22 protein-coding genes are annotated in these 24,413 nt (G+C 71.4%); 8 read left to right on the top strand and 14 right to left on the bottom strand.

The genetic code is table 11. The features are described 5' to 3' along the window. Positions 1-4: 4 nt before the first annotated feature. From ABZ464_RS33515 to ABZ464_RS33455, 13 genes are all read right to left on the bottom strand, one after another. A complete protein-coding gene (locus ABZ464_RS33515; protein WP_359283307.1) occupies positions 5-1,387 on the bottom strand; it encodes a nucleotide pyrophosphatase/phosphodiesterase family protein in 1,383 nt (460 codons plus the stop codon). Continuing rightward, positions 1,384-2,553, bottom strand: a complete 1,170-nt coding sequence (gene eboE / locus ABZ464_RS33510; RefSeq protein WP_359283305.1) for a metabolite traffic protein EboE — start codon at positions 2,551-2,553, stop codon at positions 1,384-1,386. The genes ABZ464_RS33515 and eboE overlap by 4 nt, the downstream gene beginning before the upstream one ends. Positions 2,554-2,556: 3 nt before the next feature. Next, positions 2,557-3,405, bottom strand: a complete 849-nt coding sequence (locus tag ABZ464_RS33505; RefSeq protein WP_359283303.1) for a TatD family hydrolase — start codon at positions 3,403-3,405, stop codon at positions 2,557-2,559. Next, positions 3,405-4,043: an EboA domain-containing protein gene (locus tag ABZ464_RS33500; protein ID WP_359283300.1), complete on the bottom strand. Its 639-nt coding sequence runs from the start codon at positions 4,041-4,043 to the stop codon at positions 3,405-3,407. The genes ABZ464_RS33505 and ABZ464_RS33500 overlap by 1 nt, the downstream gene beginning before the upstream one ends. Next, a complete protein-coding gene (locus tag ABZ464_RS33495) occupies positions 4,040-4,918 on the bottom strand; it encodes a sugar phosphate isomerase/epimerase family protein (protein WP_359283297.1) in 879 nt (292 codons plus the stop codon). The genes ABZ464_RS33500 and ABZ464_RS33495 overlap by 4 nt, the downstream gene beginning before the upstream one ends. After that, on the bottom strand, positions 4,915-5,850 hold the full coding sequence (locus ABZ464_RS33490) for an SCO3242 family prenyltransferase (protein ID WP_359283296.1): 936 nt from the start codon (positions 5,848-5,850) through the stop codon (positions 4,915-4,917). The genes ABZ464_RS33495 and ABZ464_RS33490 overlap by 4 nt, the downstream gene beginning before the upstream one ends. Continuing rightward, positions 5,847-6,998, bottom strand: a complete 1,152-nt coding sequence (locus ABZ464_RS33485) for an inositol-3-phosphate synthase (RefSeq protein WP_359283294.1) — start codon at positions 6,996-6,998, stop codon at positions 5,847-5,849. The genes ABZ464_RS33490 and ABZ464_RS33485 overlap by 4 nt, the downstream gene beginning before the upstream one ends. 334 nt (positions 6,999-7,332) lie before the next feature. Next, entirely contained in the window at positions 7,333-8,340 is a 1,008-nt protein-coding gene (locus tag ABZ464_RS33480) for a sugar phosphate isomerase/epimerase family protein (RefSeq protein WP_359283293.1), read from the bottom strand. 31 nt (positions 8,341-8,371) lie between these two features. Next, the gene (locus ABZ464_RS33475; RefSeq protein ID WP_359283290.1) at positions 8,372-9,562 is read right to left on the bottom strand and encodes a Gfo/Idh/MocA family oxidoreductase; all 1,191 of its coding nucleotides are present in this window, start codon (positions 9,560-9,562) and stop codon (positions 8,372-8,374) included. Between the two features lie 67 nt (positions 9,563-9,629). Further along, positions 9,630-10,676 carry a substrate-binding domain-containing protein gene (locus ABZ464_RS33470; RefSeq protein WP_359283287.1) on the bottom strand — a complete coding sequence of 349 codons (1,047 nt, stop codon included), beginning with the start codon at positions 10,674-10,676 and terminating at the stop codon, positions 9,630-9,632. An 82-nt stretch (positions 10,677-10,758) separates the two neighbouring features. Next, positions 10,759-11,787: an ABC transporter permease gene (locus ABZ464_RS33465; protein ID WP_359283285.1), complete on the bottom strand. Its 1,029-nt coding sequence runs from the start codon at positions 11,785-11,787 to the stop codon at positions 10,759-10,761. Then, positions 11,784-13,307, bottom strand: coding sequence for a sugar ABC transporter ATP-binding protein (locus ABZ464_RS33460; protein ID WP_359283283.1), 1,524 nt, complete (start codon positions 13,305-13,307; stop codon positions 11,784-11,786). The genes ABZ464_RS33465 and ABZ464_RS33460 overlap by 4 nt, the downstream gene beginning before the upstream one ends. 302 nt (positions 13,308-13,609) lie before the next feature. After that, positions 13,610-14,791, bottom strand: coding sequence for an ROK family transcriptional regulator (locus ABZ464_RS33455; RefSeq protein ID WP_359283280.1), 1,182 nt, complete (start codon positions 14,789-14,791; stop codon positions 13,610-13,612). 187 nt (positions 14,792-14,978) lie between these two features. On the opposite strand from ABZ464_RS33455, the gene ABZ464_RS33450 reads away from it, so the two are divergent. The 3 genes from ABZ464_RS33450 (at position 14,979) to ABZ464_RS33440 (ending at position 19,969) form a co-directional block, all read left to right on the top strand. Further along, positions 14,979-16,223, top strand: a complete 1,245-nt coding sequence (locus tag ABZ464_RS33450) for a metallophosphoesterase (RefSeq protein ID WP_359283278.1) — start codon at positions 14,979-14,981, stop codon at positions 16,221-16,223. 877 nt (positions 16,224-17,100) lie between these two features. Next, positions 17,101-18,636, top strand: a complete 1,536-nt coding sequence (locus ABZ464_RS33445; RefSeq protein WP_359283275.1) for a DUF4331 domain-containing protein — start codon at positions 17,101-17,103, stop codon at positions 18,634-18,636. Positions 18,637-19,213: 577 nt separating this feature from the next. After that, positions 19,214-19,969, top strand: coding sequence for an SDR family oxidoreductase (locus tag ABZ464_RS33440; RefSeq protein ID WP_359283272.1), 756 nt, complete (start codon positions 19,214-19,216; stop codon positions 19,967-19,969). 11 nt (positions 19,970-19,980) lie between these two features. Here ABZ464_RS33440 and ABZ464_RS33435 read toward each other — a convergent pair whose 3' ends face one another. After that, on the bottom strand, positions 19,981-20,796 hold the full coding sequence (locus ABZ464_RS33435) for an IclR family transcriptional regulator (protein ID WP_359283270.1): 816 nt from the start codon (positions 20,794-20,796) through the stop codon (positions 19,981-19,983). A gap of 104 nt (positions 20,797-20,900) precedes the next feature. On the opposite strand from ABZ464_RS33435, the gene ABZ464_RS33430 reads away from it, so the two are divergent. From ABZ464_RS33430 to ABZ464_RS33410, 5 genes are all read left to right on the top strand, one after another. Further along, a complete protein-coding gene (locus ABZ464_RS33430) occupies positions 20,901-21,467 on the top strand; it encodes a carboxymuconolactone decarboxylase family protein (protein WP_359283268.1) in 567 nt (188 codons plus the stop codon). A 79-nt stretch (positions 21,468-21,546) separates the two neighbouring features. Beyond that, positions 21,547-22,419: a fumarylacetoacetate hydrolase family protein gene (locus tag ABZ464_RS33425; protein ID WP_359283265.1), complete on the top strand. Its 873-nt coding sequence runs from the start codon at positions 21,547-21,549 to the stop codon at positions 22,417-22,419. Beyond that, the gene (locus tag ABZ464_RS33420; RefSeq protein WP_359283263.1) at positions 22,416-23,267 is read left to right on the top strand and encodes a fumarylacetoacetate hydrolase family protein; all 852 of its coding nucleotides are present in this window, start codon (positions 22,416-22,418) and stop codon (positions 23,265-23,267) included. Before ABZ464_RS33425 ends, ABZ464_RS33420 begins: the two co-directional genes overlap by 4 nt. 21 nt (positions 23,268-23,288) lie before the next feature. Then, positions 23,289-24,077: an SDR family oxidoreductase gene (locus ABZ464_RS33415; RefSeq protein WP_359283260.1), complete on the top strand. Its 789-nt coding sequence runs from the start codon at positions 23,289-23,291 to the stop codon at positions 24,075-24,077. A 64-nt stretch (positions 24,078-24,141) separates the two neighbouring features. Next, on the top strand, positions 24,142-24,413 hold a 272-nt coding region (locus ABZ464_RS33410), incomplete at its 3' end, for a CoA-transferase (RefSeq protein WP_359283258.1).

Genomic DNA, 24,413 nt, shown 5'->3' with positions numbered 1-24,413 from the left:
CGCCTCAGGAGAGTCCGGCGAGCCGCAGGAGCAGGGACTTCACTTCGGTGGCCGCGACGCGGCCGGATACTGCGCGGGGGGTGGAGACCAGGACGAGCGGACCTTCTTCGTCGCTCGTGGGGAGGCGGCCGTGGCTGCCGCGTACGGGTGAGGGGTCGAGGGGGACGACGGCGAGCCGATAGCGCATGCCGAGCTTCTTGCGGGCCACCGCCTTGGCCGCCTTGAGCCGCACATAGGGGTCTTCGGGATCCATGAACAGCTCGGCGGGGTCGTAGCCGGGTTTGCGGTGGATCTCGACCAGCCGGGCGAAGTCGGGGGCGCGGGCGTCGTCGAGCCAGTAGTAGTACGTGAACCAGGCGTCCGGTGCGGCGACCGCGACCAGCTCCCCGGAACGCGGGTGATCGAGTCCGTGCGCCTTCTTGCCGTCGTCGTCGAGGACCTCGGCGACGCCCGGCAGGTTCTTCAGCGCCTCGCGGGTGGCTGCCAGATCCTCGGTCCGGCGGACGTAGACATGTGCGATCTGATGGTCGGCGACGGCGAAGGCGCGGGACGTCGTCGGGTCGAGGTACTCCATGCCGTCCTGGGTGTGGACCTCGAGGAGTCCGGCCCGGCGCAGGGCGCGGTTGACGTCGACGGGACGGCTGACGCGGGTGATGCCGTACTCGGACAGCGCCACGACCGTACGGCCCTCCGCGCGGGAGTCCTCCAGCAGCGGGCCGACGACGGCGTCGAGCTCGGCGGCGGCGCGGTGGGAGCGGGGATCGTCGGGGCCGAATCTCTGCAGGTCGTAGTCGAGATGGGGGAGGTAGCACAGGGTCAGGTCGGGCCGGCGGGTGCGCATGATGTGGCGGGTCGCGTCGGCGATCCAGCGGCTGGAGACGATGTCCGCGCCCGGTCCCCAGAAGTGGAAGAGCGGAAAGGTGCCGAACCGCGCGGTGAGTTCGTCGTGCAGGGCCGCCGGGCGGGTGTAGCAGTCGGGTTCCTTGCGGCCGTCGGCGTAGTAGACCGGCCGGGGGGTGACGGTGATGTCGGTGTCGGCGCCCATGGCGTACCACCAGCAGATGTTGGCGACCGTGTAGCCGGGGTGGGCGCGGCGGGCGGCGTCCCAGAGCTTGTCGCCGCCGACCAGGCCGTTGTGCTGGCGCCACAGCAGTACCTCGCCGAGGTCGCGGAAGTACCAGCCGTTGCCGACGATGCCGTGCTCGTCGGGGAGCGCGCCGGTGAGGAAGGTGGACTGCGCGGTGCAGGTGACGGCCGGGAGCACGGTGGACAGGGTGGCCTGCGAGCCGGAGGCCGCCAGTGCCTTGAGGCGGGGCATGTGGTCGAGGAGGCGGGGGGTGAGGCCGACGACGTCGAGGACCAGGAGCGGACGGGGGCGCGTGCTCATGGCAGCTCCGTCAGGCCGAGGCCGGTGAGCAGGTCCCGGGCGAGGGTCAGTTCGGCGGCGATGCCGTCGACGAGCTGGGTCCTGGTGCGGGGGCGCAGCTCGGGCGGGAGGGCCTGCCAGGTGTAGGTCTCGACCTCGAGATGCCGGGTGCGCGGCCGCACACCTCCCACCAGCAGGGTCAGGGCCTCCTCGAGCACGTGCAGGGTGGAGGTGAGCGGTGCGGCGGGCGGGGCGTGCAGGGGGACGTGGAAGTGGGCGCGCCAGGGTGCGTCGTCGGGCAGGGCCTCGCCGGCCAGCGCCTCGCCGAGGTCGTCGGTGCCGCGCAGTCCGGCGGGCGTGAGGGTGCGGGTCTGGTGCAGGAAGCGGGGTTCGGCGAAGGCGGCGAGGGCGTCGCGGACCTCCGGCCGACGGGGTTCCTCGGCGTGCAGGGCCGCCGACAGCTGCGCCTTGGGGATGCCGACGCCGGCCGCTTCGAGCGCGGCCAGCGCCGTCGCCGGGTCCTCGAAGGACGTGGCGAGGTGGCAGGTGTCGACGCACACTCCGACACGGTCGCCGGGCAGGGCGGTGAGCGGTCCGATCGCGTCCGCGGTGGTCTCCACCGTGCACCCGGGCTCCGGTTCGAGGGCGACGCGGATCGATTTGCCGGTCAGCTCCTCGAGCGCGTCGAGCCGTCCCGACAGCGTCGTCAGTGCCGTACCGGCGGTGGCGGCGGCACGCTCGTCGAAGTCGGTGCGCCAGGCGAGCGGAAGGGTGGAGATGGTCCCCTCGGTGACGTCGTCCGGCAGGAGCGCGGTCAGCAGCCGGGCCAGGTCGGTGGTGTGCGCGAGGCGTTCGGAGTCCGCCCAGTCGGGCCGGTAGACGCGGTACTTGACCTCCGCGGCGCCGAAGCCGTCGTAGGGAAAGCCGTTCAGGGTGACCACTTCCAGGCCGCGCCGGTCCAGTTCGGCCCGCAGTCCCCGCAGCGCCACCGGGTCGGTGATCAGCGCGCGTGCGGCGTCCTTGGCGAGCCACAGGCCGATGCCGAGGCGGTCGCGTCCCAGGCATCTGCGGACCGGTTCACAGTGGTCGCGCAGCTGGGCGAGGACACCGTCGAGGGTTTCGGCGGGGTGGACGTTGGTGCAGTAGGCGACGTGGACGGTGGAGCCGTCGGGGTGTCGGAAGCGCATGTCCTACTCGCCTCCGCGCAGGGTGGAGTTGCCCTCGTGCAGGCCCTCCGGCTCCGGCACCTCGAGCCGGAGCCGGCCGCTGAGTCCGTAGAAGGCGACCGGGTTGCGCCACAGCACCTGGTCGACGTCGTCCTCGTCGAAACCGGCCGCGAGCATGGCGTCGGCGGTCCTGCGGGTCTTCAGCGGATCGCTCTTTCCCCAGTCGGCGGCCGAGTTGACGAGGACCTTCTCCGTTCCGTAGGTCCTCAGGATCGCGACCATGCGGTCCTCGTCCATCTTGGTGTCGGGGTAGACGGAGAAGCCGAGCCAGCAGCCGCTGTCCTTCGCGTCCTCGACGGTCGTCTCGTTGAGGTGGTCGAGCAGCACCCGCTCCCTGGGCAGGCTCGACTCGTGGACGACGTCCAGGGTGCGGTGCAGTCCGGCGAGTTTGTCGCGGTGGGGTGTGTGGACGAGGGCGGGCAGGCCGTGGTCGGCGGCGAGCTGGAGCTGGGCGGCCAGCGCCGCGTCCTCGGCCGGTGTCATGGAGTCGTAGCCGATCTCGCCGACGGCGACGACGCCGTCCTTGACGAGGTAGCGGGGCAGCTCGTCCAGGACCGGCGTGCAGCGGGGGTCGTTGGCCTCCTTGGGGTTGAGCGCGAGGGCGCAGTGGTGGGCGATGCCGTAGTGGGCGGCGCGGAAGGGTTCCCAGCCGAGGAGGGCGTCGAAGTAGTCCAGGAAGCTCGCCGGAGAGGTGCGGGGCTGGCCCAGCCAGAAGGAGGGTTCGACGACGGCGCGCACACCGGCGGCGGACATCGCCTCGTAGTCGTCGGTGGTGCGGGACGTCATATGGATGTGCGGGTCGAAGATACGCATCACAGCTCCTTGGGCTCTTCGCCCGTCAGGGTCAGCACGCGACCGAGATCGTCGGGAACGTCGCGGCCGGCGGCCGTCCGCTCGGCCGCGTAGTCGCCGAGCATGCGGGCCAGTTCTCCGTCGCCGGCCGCCCGCTGCCTCCAGCGCGCGACCGCGTCGAGGGGGACGCCGGTGAACAGGCACTTCAGCACCGCGTGGCGCCAGGCGTGCGGATCGAGGTGGGCGGCGGCGTACGGGCCGAGCGCGGCGGAGACGAGGCCGGTGTCGTTGCTCCGCAGGGCGTCCGCGACGAGGTGTACGGCGTGCGGTCCTTCGACCAGGGTCGGCAGCGCCAGGAGCACGGCGCGGCGTTCGGCGCCGCTGCCGTGCCGGTAGAGCCGGGTCAGGGTCTCGACTCCCGCCCGGGCCTCGACCAGCAGCAGCGTACGGACGGCGTCCGCGTGGTGGTGCCCGCAGTGCCGCCCCGCGGCGGCGAACCGCAGCTCCCAGGGGTGGGAGAGGTAGGGGGAAGGGGCCGCCGGTGGTGTTCTCGCCGCGCACGCGGCGTCGGCCAGGGCCTCGTCGAACCAGGCGCGTGCGGCGCGGTCGGGCAGCATCGCGGCGACGTCGTCGGGCGTCCAGGGAGGGGGTTGCGTCATGATGCCGGCACTCCCGTCGTGGCGGCGGCCGCCGTGGTCCGCAGGAACTCGATGGAGGATCGGGCCAGTTCCGGCCCCGCGTGGGAGTGGCGGGGCAGTTCTACGACGGTGAGGCCCTGGTAGTCGACGGCGGCGAGGGCGTCCAGCACGGGCGGGAAGTCGATCTCGCCGTCGCCGAACGGCAGATGCTCGTGCACCCCGCGGCGCATGTCCTCGATCTGTACATGCCGCAGCCAGGGCGCACTGGCACGGACGCACTCCGCGGGCGGGGCGGGCTCCGCACACTGGCAGTGCCCGATGTCGAGGGTCAGGCCGAGAGCGGAAGGGCTGTCGAGCGAGGTGCGCAGGTGGTGGAAGTCGGCGAGGGTGGCGAGGAGGTGGCCCGGTTCGGGTTCGATCGCCAGCGGCACACCGGCGGCGGCCGCGGCGTCGAGCACGGGCGCGAGCGCCTCCTGAAGACGCTGCCACGCGGTGTCGTCGTCGGTTCCGGGCGGGGTGACGCCGCTGAAGCAGTGCACGGCGTGCGCTCCGAGGTCCGCCGCGACACCGACCGCCGTGATCAGCAGCCGGGTGCGGGCGGCACGCCCGGCGGGGTCCGGGTCGAGCAGCGACGGACCGTGCTTGCGGTGCGGGTCGAGTACGTAGCGGGCGCCGGTTTCGACGGTCGCGGTGAGCCCGAGTGCGCCGAGCCGACGGGCCAGCCGGGCGGTACGGGCGGCGAGATCGGGGGCGAGCGGGTCGAGGTGCATGTGGTCGAGCGTGAGCCCGACGCCGTCGTACCCCAGGTCCGCGAGCAGGCCGAGGGCGTCGTCGAGTCGGAGGTCGGTGAGGCCGTTGGTGCCGTAACCGAGGCGGAGTCGAGGCCGGCGGCTCATGTGGGACTCACTTTCCGTGCGAGTGCGCGGGCCACGGGTGCGAGCCCCAGCAGGGCGAGAGCGGTGCCGTTCGCCCCGGACCGGGCGGCGAGCGCGGCCTGGAGCGGGATCATGGCCCGGATCCCGCCGCCGACGGCACGCCGGGTGAGCGGCGGGGACGGGTTGAGGGCGGCATGCAGGCAGGGAACGGCGGCGGTACGGACGTACGCGGCGGCCGCCCCTGCGGGGACGATCCCCGACGACGCGCCGGTCCGTCCGGTCCGTGCCGACAGCAGGCCGAGCGCGGTGGTGGCGCCGAGGGCGGCGAGGGGTGTGCGCGTCGAGCCGCCGTGCGCCTCGTGCCGCGATACGGCGGTCACCGCATAGGTGTGGGCGGCCAGCGCGAGAGCGGAGGCGGCGGTGCGGAGGGCGGGTGCGGTCGATGCCGTGTCGGTGGCTCTTCGGCGGGACCGCGTCGCGTCGGGAGCCGACATGGTGGCCGTGGCGCCGAGCAGGAGGTCCAGGGCGCGGGCCGCGGCCATCGCCGCCGGGGCCGCGGCGGTGTGCTTCGCCCAAAGGTCGTACGCCCAGACCGTGGCGGTCAGAGCCGAGGCCGGCCCGAGTGCGGGGCGGCCGGCCCGGGCGGCGAACGTCAGGCCCGCCGCCGTCAGGAGTCCGGCCGCGCCCAGCGCCGCCGTCGGAGAGATACGGCCGGAGGGGAGGGGGCGATGAGGACGGTCTACGGCGTCCTCGTCTCGGTCGGCCCAGTCGTTGAGCGCCATGCCCGCCTGGTAGAGGCAGAGCGAGGCGAACACGGCGTACGCCGTGCCCCGGTTGGGCCGTAGCCCGGCGGCCGCGGCTCCGGCGAGGGCGTCACCGGGCACGGTGAACAGCGCGGGGACACGGAGCAGTTCGGCCCAGTCCCGCAGCCGCGCCCGCGGAGAGCGGTTCACTGTGCCTCCCGCAGGCGGTCGGCGAACGACAGCAGCGCGGCGAACTGCTCCGACAGGGCCGACGGGCCGGCGTCAGGGTCCTTGAAGTAGAAGCCCAGTTCCGGAAGCGGGCCGGACAGGCCCGCCTCGTGGGCGCGGGCGACCAGGCGGGCTAGGTCCAGGACGAGCGGTGCGGCAAGGGCCGAGTCGCAGCCCTGCCAGATGGTCTGCAGGATCATGCGCGAGCCGAGGAAGCCCTCGAAGGCGACGTGGTCCCAGGCGGTCTTCCAGTCGCCGAGCACCGGTACGTCGTCGATGTGCACCTCACCCTGCGGGGTGTGCCCGAGGGTTTCGGTCAGGACGCGTTCCTTCCCGGCGTTCTTCGCCGCGGCCGCGCCCGGGTCGGCCAGCGCCGCCCCGTCGCCTCCGCCCAGCAGATTGGTGCCGGACCAGGCCCGTACCTCCAGGGCGCGCTGGACGAACATCGGGGCGAGCGCGGCCCGCAGCAGCGTCTGGCCGGTCTTGCCGTCACGACCCGCGTGGGGAAGTCCGGCGGCCGCGGCGGTGCGCGTGAGGGCCGGGGCGCGCAGCCCGGTGGACGGTGTGAAGTTGACGTAGGGGCAGCCGGCGCGAAGGGCGGCGGCCGCGTAGAGGGAGCTGGGCGGCAGCCGTACGGCGTCGGGCGCGGGCAGCGGCTCGGTGGAGGAGACGTTGACGACGACCACCCGTGCCAGGGCGTGGCGCACCCGGAACGAGGTGAGGTCCGCGGCGAGGTCCGCGATGAGTTCCTCGTCGCCGCGGGTGTCGCCCGGGAGCGGGCCTCCGAGCCGTATCTCCTCGTCCGCGGCCTGGAGTTCGGCGCGCACGGCGGGGGCGAGGCCGTGCGGCAGGACGCCCGCTTCGGTGAGGTGTTCGGCCCGCTTGGGCAGCGGACCGTGGGCGGTGTCGTGGCCGCCGAAGACGAGTGAGTCCAGGGACGGCAGACCGGTGCCCTCGAACGGTGGAGTCTCGGTGACCATGCCGGTCGGCGGATGCAGTTGGGCGGTGACCGCCGCGCATCCGGCGACGGCAGTGGTGGCCACCGATCCGCGGGCTCCGACGAACCAGACACCGGTGCGCGCGGTCCGCTCCCCGGTGCGGGGCTCCGATGCGTTCCCGTCGTTGTTCACGGGCTGCCTCCCTGCCATGTCGATGGTCCGATGCGGGTGGAGGACGGGGGCGGGGCTCTGGGCCTGTCGCCCACCGCCGGCACAAGGGCGGCTTTGGCCGCGGCCGAGGAGGGACGCTCCGTGGTCGGCGCGGTCACAGCGTGCGGGTGGGCGGCGAGAAGGCCGCCGGTGAGAAGAATGAGTGAGGTGGACCGTAGTCCCCTTCGTCCTGGACGGAAACCCTTCACGCAACGAAAGCGGCGAACTTTTTCCCGCTCCAGGACAAAGCCGTATCGGGGCAGCGCGGACCACCCCGACGGCTCTCGGCGTCCGGGGAAATCAGCTACGGTCCGGCCTAGTTGTCGCCGCCTGCGAAGGCGGCGTCGAAGGACGCCGAAGGCGGGTCGAAGTCGAACCGCTTCAGATGCGCGAGTGCTCGCGGCGCGCCTACGAGGCGGTCCATGCCGGCGTCCTCCCACTCCACGGAGATCGGCCCGTCGTAGCCGATCGAACGCAGCATCCGGAACACGTCCTCCCAGGGGACGTCACCGTGCCCGGCGGAGACGAAGTCCCAGCCGCGCCGCGGATCACCCCAGGGCAGATGGGAGCCGAGCCGTCCGTTGCGTCCGTCCAGACGCTTCCGGGCCTCCTTGCAGTCGACGTGGTAGATCCGGTCCCGGAAGTCGTAGAGGAAGCCGACCGGGTCCAGGTCCTGCCAGACGAAGTGGCTGGGGTCGAAGTTGAGCCCGAAGGCCGGCCGGTCGTCCACCGCCTCCAAGGCACGCCTGGTGGTCCAGTAGTCGTAGGCGATCTCGCTCGGATGGACCTCGTGGGCGAAGCGGACGCCCTCGGTGTCGAACACGTCCAGGATCGGGTTCCAGCGCTCCGCGAAGTCCTCGTAGCCGCGCTCGATCATGCGCTCCGGTACCGGCGGGAACATCGCCACCAGATGCCAGATCGACGATCCGGTGAAACCGACGACCGTGTCGACGCCGAAGGCGGCCGCGGCCCGCGCCGTGTCCTTGATCTCGGCCGCGGCACGCCGCCGTACCCCCTCCGGCTCCCCGTCGCCCCAGATGCGGGCGGGCAGGATGCCCTGGTGCCGTTCGTCGATGGGGTTGTCGCAGACGGCCTGGCCGACGAGATGGTTGGAGATCGCCCAGCAGCGCAGGCCGTACTTCTCCAGCAGGGCGTGTCGGCCGGCCAGGTAGGCCGGATCGGCCAGGGCCTTGTCGACTTCGAAGTGGTCGCCCCAGCAGGCGAGTTCGAGGCCGTCGTAGCCGAATTCGGCGGCCCGTCGGCAGACCTCCTCCAACGGCAGATCGGCCCACTGACCGGTGAACAGGGTGAACGGGCGTGGCACGGTGCCTCCCAACGGGGTTCCTGCCGGTTCCCTAACGGACTTCGGCCTCGACGGCCTGGACGGGGGTGTAGACGGAGTTCTTCTGCGCGCTCTCCTCCACCGCGGAGAGCACCCGCTGCACCTGCAGACCGTCGGCGAACGACGGCATCGGGTCGGTGCCGGTCGCGATGGCCTCGACCAGGTCGCGGGCCTGGTGGGCGAAGGTGTGCTCATAGCCGAGCGCGTGGCCCGGCGGCCACCAGCCCTCCAGGTACGGGTGCTCGGCCTCGGTGACGACGATCCTGCGGAACCCCGCCGTGGCGGCCGGCTCCCGGTAGTCCAGGAAGTACAGCTCGTTGAGCCGCTCGAGGTCGAAGGCGAGCGAACCGGACGCGCCGTTCACCTCCAGTCGCAGGGCGTTCTTGCGCCCCGAGGCCATCCGGGTCGCCTCGAACGTGGCGAGCGCCCCCGAGGCGAGCCGACCGGTGAAGACGGCCGCGTCGTCCACCGTCACCGGACCTCGCGGGGTGGCGGCGCCGTCGAGGCGGGGGCGTTCCTTGACGAAGGTCTCCAGCTGGGCGGAGACACCGACCAGCAGCTCACCCGTCAGATACTGCGCGAGGTCGACGATGTGCGCGCCGAGGTCGCCGAGCGCCCCCGACCCCGCGTGCTCCCGCTGCAGCCGCCAGGTCAGCGGGAAGTCGGGGTCGACCAGCCAGTCCTGGAGGTAGCTGACCCGCACATGGCGCAGTGTGCCGAGCCTGCCGTCGGCGATGAGCCGGCGAGCGTAGGTGAGGGCGGGCACCCGCCGGTAGTTGAAGCCGACCATGGCCACCTGCCCGCGCGAGCGGGCCGCGTCGGCGGCGGCGACCATGGCTTCCGCCTCGGCGACCGAATTGGCCAGCGGCTTCTCGCACAGCACGTGCTTGCCCGCCTCCAGCGCCGCGATCGCGATCTCCGCATGGCTGTCGCCCGGTGTGCAGATGTCGACGAGTTGCACATCGTCGCGAGCCACGAGGGCACGCCAGTCGGTCTCCGCCGCGGCCCAGCCGTGCTTGTCGGCCGCCGCCCGCACCGCCTGCGCGTCCCGGCCGGCGATCGCGGCCAGGACCGGCCGCAGCGGCAGGTCGAACACGTGCCCAACGGTGCGCCACCCCTGTGAGTGCGCGGCTCCCATGAACGCGTAGCCGACCATGCCCACACCGAGTGCCGGCGGTGCGGTCCGACCGTCCCTCTGTTCCATACGGATTCCTCCATGTCGGAGTGTCAGTGACTCATCGCTGTGTTCGTGGGCCCGCGGCCCGGACCGGTCAGATGAAGCCGGTCGGCAGGTACTGGTCGACGTTGTCCTTGGTGACCACGGCCGAGTACAGCGTCAGCGAGGAGGGGATCTCGAACTCGGCGAGGCCGCCGACGCCCTTGCCCTGACCGAGCCCCCGGGCGAGGTCGATGGCGGAGGCGGCCATCGTCGGCGGGTACAGGACGGTCGCCTTGAGCACGCTGTTGTCGGCCTTGATGGCGTCCATCGCGGACTTGGCCCCCGCGCCGCCGACCATCAGGAAGTCGTCGCGGCCGGCCTGGTCGATGGCGCGCAGCGCGCCCACGCCCTGGTCGTCGTCGTGGTTCCACAGCGCGTCGAACTGCGACTGGGCCTGCAGCAGTTGCGCCATCTTGGCCTGACCGGACTCCACCGTGAAGTCGGCCGCCTGACGGGCCACCTTCTTGATGTTGGGGTAGTTCTTCAGCGCGTCGTCGAAGCCCTTGGTGCGCTGCTGGGTGAGTTCGAGGTTGTCGAGGCCGGCGAGTTCGACGACCTTGGCGTTCGGCTTGTCCTTGAGCCGTTCGCCGATGAAGTGGCCGGCGTTGAGACCCATGCCGTAGTTGTCGCCGCCGATCCAGCAGCGGTACGCCTGGGGGGAGGCGAAGACGCGGTCCAGGTTGATGACGGGGATGCCGGCCTTCATCGCCTGCAGGCCGACCTGGGTGAGCGCCTTGCCGTCGGCCGGCAGGATCACCAGGACGTCGACCTTCTTGTTGATCAGTGTCTGGATCTGGCCGATCTGCTGGGCGATGTCGTTGGAGCCCTCGGTGATCTCCAGCGTGACGTCGGAGTACTTCTCGGCTCGCGACTTGGCGTTGTCGTTGATGGCGTTGAGCCAGCCGTGGTCGGCCTGGGGGCCGGCGAAGCCGATGGTGACGGCCTTGCCCGGCTTGTCGTCCGCGACCGGGGCGTTGTCCGCGGCCTTTTCCTGGTTCGCGGGCTCATTGCTGGTGCAGGCCGTCAGCAGCGCGCCGGCGGAAACGGCGGCGGTGCCGAACAGCAGTGATCTGCGGCTGGTGGAGGGGATTCGTGCCATGGCGGATCGACCCTTCGACTGGGCGGTGCGCGTCGGATGGGGAGGGAGAAAAGGGGCAGGTGAGGGGTGCCGGACGGCGGCGTCAGGTGTCGCCGTGCGTCGAGCGGCGCTGGACCAGGACGGCGGCGACGATGATGGCGCCCTTCGCGATCTGCTGGACAGCGGTCTCGAGGTTGTTCAGAGCGAAGATGTTGGTGATCGTGGTGAAGACCAGAACACCGAGGACGGAGCCGAGGATGGTGCCGCGACCACCGCTGAGCAGGGTGCCGCCGATGATGGCCGCGGCGATGGCGTCCAGCTCGTAGAGGTTGCCGTTGGTGTTCTGCCCCGAGCCGGCGAGCACGATCAGCATGAACGCGGCGATACCGCAGCACAGTCCGGACAGCAGGTACAGGTACAGACGCTGGCGGCGCACGTCGATGCCGGCGAGGCGGGCCGCTTCCGCGTTGCCGCCGACCGCGACGGTGCGCCGGCCGAAGGTGGTGCGGTTGAGCAGCAGCCAGCCGATGACGGTGACCGCGGCGAAGATCAGGACCAGGGGCGGGATGCCGAGCACATAGGAGTCCCTGGCTCCGAGATCGAGCACGGATCCGACGGTCACGATCTGGGTGCTGCCGTCCGTGATCTGCAACGCCAGGCCCCGGGCGGAGGCGAGCATCGCCAGCGTCGCGATGAACGGCACCATCCTGCCGTAGGCGATCAGCAGACCGTTCACGAGACCACAGCCCACGCCGACGGTGACGGCGGTGAAGAGGATTCCCGCGAAGCCGAACTCCTGCGTGGCCACGGTCGTCGCCCACACCGAGGCGAGCGCCACGATCGCGCCGACGGACAGGTCGATCCCGCCGCTGGTGATGACGAACGTCATCCCGACGGTCACGACGCCGATCACGGACGCCTGGGTGAGGACGAGCTGAAGATTGCTGGTCGCCAGGAACGCGTCCGGTGCGGTGATCCCACCGACCGCGACGAGGACGGCGAGGACACCGAGCAAGGACAGGCTGCGCACGTCCCACCGCAGACCGAGTCGGCGCGAACTCCCGGGTCCTCCCCCGGACTTGGCGGCGGATGTCGGCGTTTCCTGCTGCGCCGCAGTGGCCGGCTGCGTCATGGCGTCGGGCTCCCTTCCATCACAAGATCGAGTACACGGTGCTCGTCGAGCTCGCGGGCGTCCGCCGTGTGCACGACGCTGCCTTCCCGCAGGACCAGCACCCGGTCGGCGAGACCCAGAACCTCGGGCACCTCACTGGACACCAGCAGTACGGCCAGGCCCTCGTCGGCCAGCCGCCGGATCACCGCGTAGAGCTCCGCCCGGGCGCCGATGTCGACACCCCTGGTCGGCTCGTCAAGGAGCAGCACCTTGCAGCCCCGCAACAGCCAGCGGGCGAGCACCGCCTTCTGCTGGTTGCCGCCGGACAGGGTCCTGATCGCGGCATCGGGATCGTCCGGCCGCAGGGACAGTTCCCGGACCGCCCCGTGTGCCGCGGCCCGCTCGGTACGCCGGTCGAGCCAGCCCGCGCGGGCGAACCGGGACAGGGTGGAGACCGAGACGTTGCTGCTGACGGACTCCAGCATCAGCAGGCCCTGCGCCTTGCGTTCCTCGGGGGCGAGGCCGATGCCGGCGCGGACGGCGGCGCGGACGCTGCCGGGGCGCAGCGGGGTACCGTCGACGAGGACACGGCCGCCGTCGGGCCTGCGCGCCCCGTAGATCGTCTCCAGGATCTCGCTGCGCCCTGACCCGACGAGCCCGGCCAGACCGACGATCTCACCGGGCCGCAGCTCCAGATCGACGGGCGCGAACTCCCCTCGCCGGGTCAGCCCTTCGACTCTCAGCACCGGTTCCCTCCCCGCGGCGAAGCCGGCCTCGGGGCGTTCGGGGAAGACGTACTCCACCTTCCGCCCGGTCATCAGCGCCACGATCTCCTCGGTCGGCGTCGACTCGGCGGGCAGACCGCCGGCGACCGACCGGCCCTCCTTGAGGACGGTGACCCGCTCGCCGATGCGCCGGATCTCCTCGAGACGGTGGGAGATGTAGATGACGGCGACACCGTCGGCCGTCAGATCGCCCACGATCCTGAAAAGGTTGTCCACCTCCTCGGGGTCGAGCGCCGCCGACGGCTCGTCCATCACGATCAGCCGGACGTCGTGGGACAGTGCGCGGGCCATCGAGACGATCTGCTGCTGCGCCGCGGACAGTTCGCCGACGAGCCGCGCGGGATCGATCTCCGAGTGCCCGAGGCGTTGCAGCAAGCGCGCGGTCGCCGTGCGGGCGGCGGAGCCGCGCACGACGAACCCGGCGGAGGTGGGTTCGTGCCCGAGGAAGACGTTCTCCGCGACGGACAGCCCCTCGATCAGGTCGAGTTCCTGGTAGATGGTGGCGATGCCGAGACGCATGGCGGCGATCGGCGACCCCAGGGTCACGGGCGCGCCCCGCCAGGTGATCTCGCCGCCGTCGGGCTGGTGGGCTCCGGCGAGCACTTTGATCAGAGTGGACTTGCCGGCCCCGTTCTGGCCCAGGAGGCAGTGGACTTCGCCGGCCTGGACCTCGAGATCCACACCGTCCAGGGCGCGAACGCCGGGGAACGACTTGGTGATGCCGGACATGGTGAGCAGGGGTGGTTGTGGTGCCATGAGGAATCCCCTCGGCAGGTGCGGGCCGTGAGCGGGCAGGGCCGGGCACGGTGGTTCGGGTACCTGGGCGGCTCTGGAGAGCCCCTGGCGTCGCGGGCGCCGGGGCGTGGGGGCTGAGCAGGGCAGGGCAGGGCAGGCCTGAGGGTTCGGCGGCCATGCCGTGGTGGGAGCCGGCCGCCGAGGTGTCATAGGTGGTTACGGCGGGGCTGTGGAGGGTGAGGTGGCTCTAGGCGTGTCGCGGTGGCTCTAGGGCGTGTTGTGGTGACTCGAGGATGTTGCGTTGCCCATGGGTCGGGCAGACGTCAGGCCGGTGAGAAGACGTGGTCGCTGATGAGCCGGGCCGCGCCGATGACTCCGGCCGCCGGTCCCAACTCGCCCAGCACGATCGGCAGGTTGCGGGTGGCCAGCGGCAGGGACTGCCGGTACACCTGGGTCCGGACGCTGGCCAGCAAGGTGTGCCCGAGCCCGGTCACACCGCCGCCGATCACCACCAGCCCCGGGTTGAAGAAACTGACGAGCCCGGCGATGACCTGGCCCAGGCGCCTCCCGCCCTCCCGGATCAGTTCGAGAGCCACCGGGTCGCCCGCCGCCGCGGCAGCCGACACGTCCTCGGCCGTCAGCCGCCCGGCCGTCTCCAGCCTGGCGGCGAACTGCGCCGACCGGCCCTCACGCGCGGCCTGCTCCGCGTCGACGGCCAACGCGGCGCCGCTGAAGTGGGCCTCCAGGCAGCCGCGGTTGCCACACGCGCACGTGCGGCCTTCCGGCTCCACCTGGATATGGCCGATGTCGCCGGCGCTGCCCGTCGTCCCGCGGTAGACCTCGCCGCCGACGACGATGCCGCAGCCGATGCCGGTACCGATCTTGACGCACAGGAAGTCGCCCACGGAGCGTGCGACGCCCGCGTGCTGCTCCCCCATCGCCATCAGGTTCACGTCGTTGTCGACCATGACCGGGCAGCCGAGTTCCTGGCTGAGCGCCTCCCGGACCGGGAAGCCGTCCCAGCCCGGCATGATCGGCGGCGCGACCGGTACGCCCTCGGGGAAGCGGACCGGCCCCGGGACGCCGATTCCGGCGCCGTCGAAGCCCTCCGCGACACCGGAGGCCTTCAGCTTGGCGGCCATCGACAGCACCTGCTCGAAGACCGCCACCGGCCCCTCCCGGACGTCCATGGGCTGATTCAGATGCCCCAGGACCTCCAACTCCGCATTCGTCACGGCGACATCGATCGACGTGGCACCGATGTCGACACCGAGGAAACGCAGCGTCGGCGCCAGCCGGATGTTGTGCGACCGCCGACCGCCCCGGGAGGGGGCCAGTCCGTCGGCGACCACCAGTCCCGTCTCCAGCAGCCGGTCCACCTCGACTGCCAGCTTCGAACGGGACAGGTCCACCAGATCACCCAGCCGGGCACGAGAGTTGGACCCGTTGTCACGCAGTAGACGAAGCAGCCGCGCCTGATGCGCGTTCTCAGGTCGAGCAGTCATCCGTCTCACGATCCCTCCTCTCTCCGCCGCCTGCTTCGTCAGGCTGTCGGAGAGGAACGTAACAACGATTTTCCAACCTGTGAAGTAGTTACGCACGAGTAGGGTGCCACTTTTTCCACGCACAGGACAAAGTGCGGGGGTGACCGGATACAGTGCGCGAGAAGGCAGCCCGGTCAGGGAGGGAAACGTGACCGACACCAGCAACGCCCGGCCCGCCGAGGGGGAAGCGCAGGCGCCGAGGCAGGGCCGACTGCACCGCCTGATGCGCTACCTCCCTCTGATCGCCCCCGTCCTGCTGTGGGCCGTGCCCTGCTGGGTGCTCCTGTACGGCGGCCAGCACTGGCCGCTGCCCGTCACGCCGGCCGGCACCGCCCTGTTCGCCCTCGGCCTCGTCGGTATGCCGCTCGCGATGGTGCGCGGCCACGGCCGGCGCCAGCAGGACCGGGCGGCGATCCTCGGTGACACCCTGCTGGGCACCAGCTGGGTCCTGTTCACCTGGTCCGTTCTGCTCGGCGTCCTCTTGCGGCTCGCCCTGGCCGTGGCCGGCGTCGGCGAGAGCCAGGACCGGGCCCGCATCGTCACATGGGCCGTCCTCGGCGCGACCGCCGTGCTGCTCGCCTGGGGGTACGCCGAGGCCCGCCGGGTACCCCGCGTGCGCCGACTCAAGGTGCGGCTCCCGCGACTGGGCGCCGGGCTGGACGGCACCCGCGTCGTCCTCATCACCGACACCCACTACGGACCGCTCGATCGCGCCCGCTGGTCGGCACGGGTGTGCGAGACGGTGAACACCCTGGAAGCCGACCTGGTCTGCCACACCGGCGACATCGCGGACGGCACGGCCGAACGCCGTCGCGCCCAGGCCGTGCCCCTCGGTACCGTGCGGGCCACCCGGGCCCGGGTCTACGTCACCGGCAACCACGAGTACTACAGCGAGGCCCAGGGCTGGGTCGACCTGATGGACGAGCTGGGCTGGGAGCCGCTGCGCAACCGCCACCTGCTGCTCGAACGCGGCGGCGACACCCTCGTGGTCGCCGGCGTGGACGACGTCACCGCCGAGTCCTCCGGCCTGGCGGGCCACCGCGCCCACCTCGCCGGAGCCCTGAACGGCGCGGACCCCGACCTCCCCGTCCTGCTCCTGGCACACCAGCCCAAGTTCGTCGACCGGGCGGCGGCCGCCGGCGTCGACCTCCAGCTCTCCGGCCACACCCACGGCGGCCAGATCTGGCCCTTCCACCATCTGGTCCGCCTCGACCAGCCCGCCCTCGCCGGCCTCAGCCGGCACGGCACCCGCACCCTCCTCTACACCAGCCGCGGCACCGGCTTCTGGGGCCCGCCGTTCCGCGTCTTCGCCCCCAGCGAGATCACCCTGCTCGTGCTCCGCTCCCCGCACCCGCCCATCAGCTCGGCGAGCGGGCCCAGTCAGCCGGCGTAGCCGCCGGAGATCTGCAGAGCACCGTTCAACACCACCGTCACAGCGGTGAACCCGCCCGGGTTCGTCCACTGGACGGTCTCGGCACGGAGCCGCAAGAACGCCGTGGACCGGACCGCCCTGGGCCAGGCCGCCCTGGGCGCCGCCCGCGTCACCGGGCAGCCGAGGGCCGTGGGCGCCGTGCACAACCTGCTCGGTATCGCGCACATCCGGCAGAGCCGCCCCGCCACCGCGACCGCTCACTTCGAGCAGTTCCTCGCGCCGGCCGAGGCCGCCGACTGGGCCGGAGGGCGCCGCCACCGCGCACACCGATCTCAGCATGGTCACCCGGATCAGCGGCCGGCTGCGGCGCAGCGCGGAGCATCCGGAACGGGCGACGGAACTCGACCGGCGGAGCGGCCTGCCGGACGGGCACCCGGCCGCCCTCGGCAACCTCGCGAACGTCCTGCGCCACCTGGGCCGTCTGCCGGAGTCACTCGACTGCTTCCTCCGGGCGAAGGGTCTTCCGGCGGACCTGGACAACCAGCACAACCAGCTGCACCGGCAGACCAACCTCGGCCGCACCCGCCACCGCCCTCTGCGACCAGGACGTCGACGAGTACTTCCGGGCCGCCGCCCGTGTGACCCGCGGCAGCGTGCTCCTCGCCCTCGGCCGCGAGGGCGAGGCCCTGACCGTCCACCGCACCCCCCGCGCCCTACTGGCGCAAGGCTTTGGAGATCTTCGACAGGCTCGGTGCCCCCGGCGCCTCGGAGGTACGGCAGCGGCTCGCCGGGATCTGTCGATAGATCAACCGATAGATCGGTCAATGTTCACCAATCCTCAGGGGGCGCCGTTCCGAATCCTCGGGTGTCAGGGAAGTTGGCATGGAGGACGGACGGTATGACACCTATCTCCAGGAGCGGTGCGGGGCGCAGGGGCCTCGCGACCCTCATAGCGGGTGCACTGGCCGCCGGGGGACTCGCAGCAGCCGGCGTGGCGACACTGGTACCGGGGGCGGCTTCCGCGTCCAGTCACCGGGAGGCACCGCTGATCTCGGGACAACCGCGGTACGACAACACGGACGTGTACGCCTTCGTCAGTCCGGACAATCCGGAGACAACGACGATCATCGCGAACTGGATCCCGTTCGAGGACCCGGCGGGCGGCCCGAACTTCTACACGTTCGCGGACGACGCCCAGTACGACATCCACATCGACAACAACGGTGACGCGCAGGGCGAACTGCTGCTGCGCTACACCTTCAAGACGCACACGAAGTCCAAGAAGACGTTCCTGTACACCACAGGCCCGGTCACCAGCCTGGACGACCCGGACCTGAACGTCACGCAGACCTACGACATCGAGCTGTTCAAGCTGCACAACCAGCAGGTCGTGTCGGAGAAGAAGCTCGCCGACGACCTGCCGGTGGCTCCGTCGAACGTCGGCAAGGCGTCGATGCCGGACTACGGCGTGCTGCGAGGGCAGGCCGTCCGTCAACTCGCCGACGGTGTCCGGACGTTCGCCGGCCAGGCAGACGACCCGTTCTTCCTGGACCTGCGCGTGTTCGACCTGCTGTACGGCGGGGACCTCTCCGAGGTCGGCAACGACACCCTCAAGGGCTACGACGTCAACTCGGTCGCCCTGCAACTGCCCACAGACATGATCACCGAATCGAAGCACCAGCCGGTCGTGGGCATCTGGTCGACCACCCAGCGGAAGAACGCCCAGGGCTCCTACCAGCAGGTCTCACGCCTGGGCAACCCGCTGGTCAACGAGGTCGTCAACCCGCTGAAGGACAAGGACAGGTTCAACGCGTCCTCGCCGTGGAACGACGGCCAGTTCCTGAAGAACGTGACCGATCCGGAACTGCCGAAGCTCATGGAGGCCGTCTACAAGATCAAGGCGCCCGCAGGACCGCGCAACGATCTCGTCGATGTCTTCCTCAAAGGCGTCAAGGGCCTCAACCAGCCGCCGAACGTGCGACCGGCGGAGATGCTGCGCCTGAACACCTCGATCGAGCCGGCCGCCGAGCCGAAACGGCTCGGTGTGCTCGACGGCGACAAGGCGGGCTTCCCGAACGGGCGCCGGCTCACCGATGACGTCGTGGACATCGCGCTGCAGGTCGTCGAGGGTGAACTGGTCGGTTCCGCGAACGACTTGGGTGACGCCGTCGACGTCAACGATCAGAAGTTCGGCGACTCCTTCCCCTACCTGGCCGAGCCCGTGGCCGGTTCACGGGGCCCGCTCGCGAAGGGCACGACCGGCGGCAATGACGTCCTCAACCAGGTGGGCGACGCCCTGCGGCCGGCCGACTCCGCCGACGGCACACGCAACACCGGCCTGATCGCCGCGTCGGCAGCCTCGGGCGCGGTGGGGATCCTGCTGATCGGCCTGAGTCTGGCGTGGTGGCGTCGTCGTACGCAGCGGCCGAACTGAGCGGCACGACACGAACGGCGCGGTGAGAGACAGCGAAAGAGGGCGGGAGTCACCGAGAGGGACTCCCGCCGTCCTGTGTCGGCGTCCAAGACGGACGTCGAGTCGCCGTCGGTGCGGGCGAGCAGGTCTGCGGAGAGGTGCAGGTAGGCGGTGGCGGCGCGGTCGGGGCGGCGGCAGGTGTGGGCCCGGTGTGCGGCGAGGTCGACCCGGGCGCGCATCGAGGGGTACTGGCTACGCAGCAGATCCAGGTCGCCGTAGGCCCGCCACATCTCCCCGGGGCGGAGGCGCGGCGGGCGGCTTCGTCGGCGGGGTCGGGCACGAAGTCGGGGACGGTGCCGCCGGCCCACTGGTCGGCGCCAAGTCACGCAGCCACTTGGCGGTGACCGGCCGGGGCGGGGTTCCGCTTCGGCCGGTTCGAACGCCGGTAACGGTTCTTGCGCCCCGGCCGACCGTGGTTGACGCGGTCGGCCGCCCTCACCCGCAGCAGGCCGGCGCCATGGACATCGCGTTGATTTCGGGGTTATCGTCGGCTGCATTCACTGAAAGCGACTTTTACCATGTGAGAGTAGAGGCTGTCGTGGGATGGTTGGGGCTGGATGGCAGCAGGGCGCTGGTGATGGGGGCCGGAGGCCTGGGCGCGGCGTGCGTGCGGGGGCTGGCGGAGGCCGGGGCGCGCCTCGCCGTCGTGGACGTGGACGAGTCGCGGCTGAAGGCGCTGCGGGACGCCCCGGCGCTCGCGGACGCCGACCTGCGCGTGTTCCGTGCGGATGTGGCGACGTCCGAGGGGTGCGAGGAGGTCGTCGCGTCGGCGGCCGCCGAACTGGGCGGACTCGACGTGCTGGTGCACGCCGTCGGCACGAACGATCGCCGTCCGGTGGTGGACACCCCGGACGAGGTGTGGGAGCGGATCCTGGCCCTGAACCTGTCCAGCGCGTTCTACGCGGGCCGGGCCGCCGGCCGGCTGATGCGCGGGGCCGACGGGGGCAGCATGGTGTTCTTCTCCTCGGTCTCGTCCCGGCTCGCGCACAAGCACCACGCCCCGTACGCGGCGACCAAGGGCGGCCTGGACCAGATGATGCGGGTGATGGCGCGCGAGTGGGCGGCCGACGGCGTGACCGTCAACGCGGTGGCGCCCGGCTACACGGAGACCGAGCTGACCAGGGAGTACCTGGACCGCCCCGGGATGCGCGAGGAGATGGTCGGCCTGGTCCCGGCCGGACGCCTGGGCACCCCGGAGGACGTGGTCGGCGCGGTGCTGTACCTGGCCTCACGACGGTCGTCGTTCGTCACCGGGCAGGTGCTGTACGTCGACGGCGGCCGCACCCTCGTCTGAACCGGCCGGCCTCAGCGCCCGCCGAGCAGCAGCGTGATCTCCCGGCAGGCGTCCAGCAGGGGCGGGCGCAGTTCGTCGAGCAGCCGGGCGACGGGGAACTCCATCGCGGGCACGGCCACGTTGACGGCGGCCACCACCGTCCCGGACGCGTCACTCACGGGAGCCGCCACCGACCGCAGCCCGTAGGCGAGTTCCTCGTCCTGCACCGCCCAGCCGCGCTCGCGGATCTCGGCGAGGGCGGGCCTGAGTCCGGTGAGCGACCGGATCGCGTTGGGCCCCGTCGCCCCGGCGAAGGAGGTCTCGCCGAGGTGGTCCGCCAGCCGGTCGTCGTCCAGGCCGGCCAGCAGGACCTTGCCGATCGAGGTGGAGACCGCCGGAAGCCGGGAGCCGACCTGGATGTTGGCGGTCACCAGGTCGTTGTTGCGCAGCCGGATCAGATACAGCACCCGGTCGTCGGACAGGGTGCCGAGGTTCACGGTCTGGCCGGTCGTCGCGGCGAGCCGGCGCAGCGGTCCGTCCGCCAGCTCCACCAGGTCCATGCCGCGCAGGGCCGCGAAGCCGAGCGTGAGGACCTTCGGCGCGGGCCGGTAGGCGCCGTCCGCCAGCTGCTCCAGGAATCCCTCGGTCACCAGGGTGGCGGCCATCCGGAAGGCGGTCGGCAGCGGGATGTCGGTCGCGGCGGCCATGTCGGTGAGTTTCATCGACGGGCGCTGCTCGGAGAACAGCGCGAGCAGCCTGAGCCCCTTGGCCAGGGCCTCGACGTGGTAGCTGCGCCTCGGCGGGGAGTCCTCGGCGGGCGGGGAGGTCGGTTCATCACGCGGCGGCACTCGGGGCTCGCTTTCCGGACGGGCACATGCCTGACGGGCACTTTCACTTTCATTGTATGGAAGTCGATATCACGCAGGAAACACGCACGGGACACGGAGGGCTCATGGGAGCACGACTGGCCGGGCTGGCGCCCGGCGAACTGGACGCGGAACAGCGGGAGGTCTACCGGGCCATCACCGGCGGCCCGCGCGCGGCCGGACCGCAGGCCTTCGCGCTGACCGATCCGGACGGGCAGCTGCGCGGGCCCTTCAACGCCATGCTGCTCAGCCCGCCGGTGGGACACGCCCTGCAGGCGCTGGGCGCGGCGGTGCGGTACGGCTCCGCGCTGACCGACCGGGCGCGGGAGCTGGCGATCCTCGCGGTGGCGGCGCACTGGAACAGCGCCTTCGAGCGAGAGGCGCATGAAGCGGTGGGCCGGGCCGTAGGCCTGACCGGCCGGGAGCTGACCGCACTGCGCACCGGGACCGCGCCGGACCTTTCCGACCCCGGCGAGCGGGCCGTCCTGCGGGCGGCCTCCGCGCTGCTGAGCCGGGGCACGTTGGACGACGAGGAGTACGCCGCCACCGTGTCCGCGGTGGGAGAGCGGGCGCTGTTCGACCTCACGACCCTGGTCGGGTACTACGCCACCCTCGCCCTTCACCTTCGCGTTTTCGCAGGTGAGGGGCCTTGACAGGGCACTCCACCCCGTCAATACTCAAGTCGAATTCACTCAGTGAACTACACTTTCACTCCTCGAAAGTAGGGCGCCCGTGAAACTGATCACCTTCGACGACGGACGGGTCGGCAGGCTGGAGCTGGAAGAGCGGCTGGTACTGCCGCTGGAGGTGCCGAGCACCCGGGAGTACTTCGAGCGCGAGGGCAAGGTCACGGAGACCGGTGAGCGGCTGTCGCTGGACGATGTGACACTTCGCGCGCCGATCGTGCCGAAGAAGTTCTTCCACACCTCCGGCAACTTCCGTGAGCACGAGGACGAGTCGAAGAACGTCGACTGGTCCCACCCCATGCACAAGGGCATCGTCTTCTTCCAGAACGTGGACGCGATCGTCGGCCCCGACGAGCCCGTGATCCACCCCGAGCACCTGACCGGCGAGCTGGACTACGAGCTGGAGATCGCCGTCGTCCTCGGCAAGCCGGGCAAGTTCTTCGGCGTCGACGACGCCCCCGACCACATCGCCGGGTACGTCGTCTTCAACGACATCACGGCCCGTGACATCCAGCGCCGTGAGATGGAGTCCGGCGTCTTCTCCTTCTGCAAGGCCATCGACACCTTCTGCCCCGTCGGCCCGTACATCGTGACCGCCGACGAGATCCCCGACCCGCAGAACCTCGACATGGAACTGCGGGTCAACGGCAAGGTCCGGCAGAAGTCCAACACCAGCCGCATGTCGGTCTCCATCCCGCACCTCGTCGCCTACCACTCCCCGCAGGGCTACAGCGCCGGCGACCTGATCACCACCGGCACCGTCCAGGGCGTCGCCGGCTTCAGCGGCGACCCCGACATGTACCTCAAGCCCGGCGACGTCGTCGAGGCCGAGGTCGAACGCCTCGGCATCCTGCGCAACCCGGTCGTCAGCTGGGAGGACGGCCACGGCACCCCCGTACCGAAGAAGGTGGACTGGTGAGGTTCGGCGTACTGGACGGCCGGGCCGTGGTCGTCCGCGGCGACCTGGCCGCGGACATCCGCCAGGCCTCGCGGGGGCAACTGCCCGACGATCCAACGGCCCTGATGGAGCAATGGGCCCGGCTGCGCGACCGGGCGGCCGGACTGCCCGGGAGCGCGTACGACATCCGGGTCGACCCCGCCGCGCTCGGCGCGCCGGTGCCACGCCCCCGGCAGGTGTTCGCCGTCGCCCTCAACTACCCGCCGCACGCGGCGGAAGCCGGCTACACGCCGCCCGCGGAGCCGCTCGTCTTCACCAAGTTCCCGGCCTGTGTCACCGGCCCGCAGACCACCGTCGCGCTCCCGCCGGGCAAGGTCGACTGGGAGGTCGAACTCGTCGCGGTCGTCGGCCGGGAGACCTACCGGGTGAGTGAGGACCGCGCCTGGGACGCGGTGGCCGGCCTGACCGTGGGCCAGGACCTGTCCGAGCGCGTCAGCCAGCTCCAGGGGAAGCCGGCCCAGTTCAGTCTGGGCAAGTCCTTCCCGGGTTTCGGTCCCACCGGTCCCGTCCTGGTCACCCCGGACGAGTTCGACGACCCCGACGACCTGGAGATCACCGGATTGCTCAACGGTGAGGCCGTGCAGCACGACCGCACCAAATCCATGATCTTCCCCGTGCCGGAGCTCATCGCCCGCCTCTCGGCCGTACTGCCCCTGTTCCCCGGCGACCTGGTCTTCACCGGCACCCCGGCCGGCGTGGGCAACCGGATGAACCCGCCCCGCTACCTCACGCCGGACGACGAACTCGTCAGCCGGATCGAGGGAATCGGCGAGATCCGGCAGCGCTTCACGGCCCCCGAAATCATCTGACCCGCACAGACAAGGATCACCATGTCCGACCACACCCCGATCCCGCGCCGCTTCGAAGGCCGTACCGTGCTGGTCACCGGCGCCGGCACCGGATACGGCGCCGAGATCGCCGTACGCGCCGCGCAGGAGGGCGCCCGGGTCGCCGTCCACTACCGCAGCTCCGCCGCGGGGGCCGAGCAGACCGTCGCCCGCATCAAGGACGTCGGCGGCGAGGCCTTCACCGTCCAGGCCGACATCGCCGTCCACCAGGACGTGGTCCGGATGGCCGAGGAGGTCTTCGACCACTTCGGGGGCCTGGACGTCCTGGTCAACAACGTGGGTGACGTGGCGGGCGACCAGATGTCCTGGCGCGATCTCACCGAGGAGTCCATCGACCACGTCCTCGCCGTGGACGTCAAGGGAACCATGCTCTGCGTGCACGAGTTCGGCTCCCGCATGCTCCACCAGGGCCACGGCGCCATCGTCAACATCGGCTCCACCGTGATCGTGCGCGGCAGCTCGCGGGCCCCGCAGTACGCCGCCGCGAAGTACGGCATCCTCGGCATCACCAAGTCCTACGCCCAGGCGTTCGCCCCGCATGTGCGGGTCAACACCTTCGCGCCCGGCTTCATCGAGACCGAGACGCTCCTGAACCGCGCCGACTGGAAGGCCGGCCGCCGCGAGGACATGATCTCCAAGACGCCGATGGGCCGTGTCCCGGGACCGGCCGAACTCGCCGGCACCGCCCTCTTCCTCGCCACCGACGACGCCGCCCACATGACCGGCGTCTACCTCAACGCCGACGGCGGCTTCAACATGATCGGCGCCTGAGGAAGGCCGCCTTCCGCCTCCTCCTCCGCCGGACCACACCAGAACGACTTTCCGAGGACCCTCCATGGACAAGGTCTGCGCGAGCGCCGCGGACGCGGTGGCCGACATCCCCGACGAGGCGTCCCTCGCGGTCGGCGGCTTCGGCCTCAGCGGTGTGCCCGAGTTCGTCATCCGTGCCCTCCACGAGCAGGGCACGAGCGGCCTGCACGTCGTGTCGAACAACTGCGGCGTGGACGGGCGCGGCCTGGGCGTCCTCCTCGCCGACGGCCGGATCGCCCGGGTGACGGGCTCCTACGTGGGTGAGAACAGGGAGTTCGCCCGCCAGTACCTGTCGGG

Origin of the sequence: Streptomyces sp. NPDC005820, from assembly GCF_040630255.1 — a bacterium.
Taxonomy (GTDB): Bacteria; Actinomycetota; Actinomycetes; order Streptomycetales; family Streptomycetaceae; genus Streptomyces.
The sequence above is the reverse complement of the archived record's forward strand: the minus strand, read 5'-3'. Positions and strand labels throughout refer to the sequence as shown.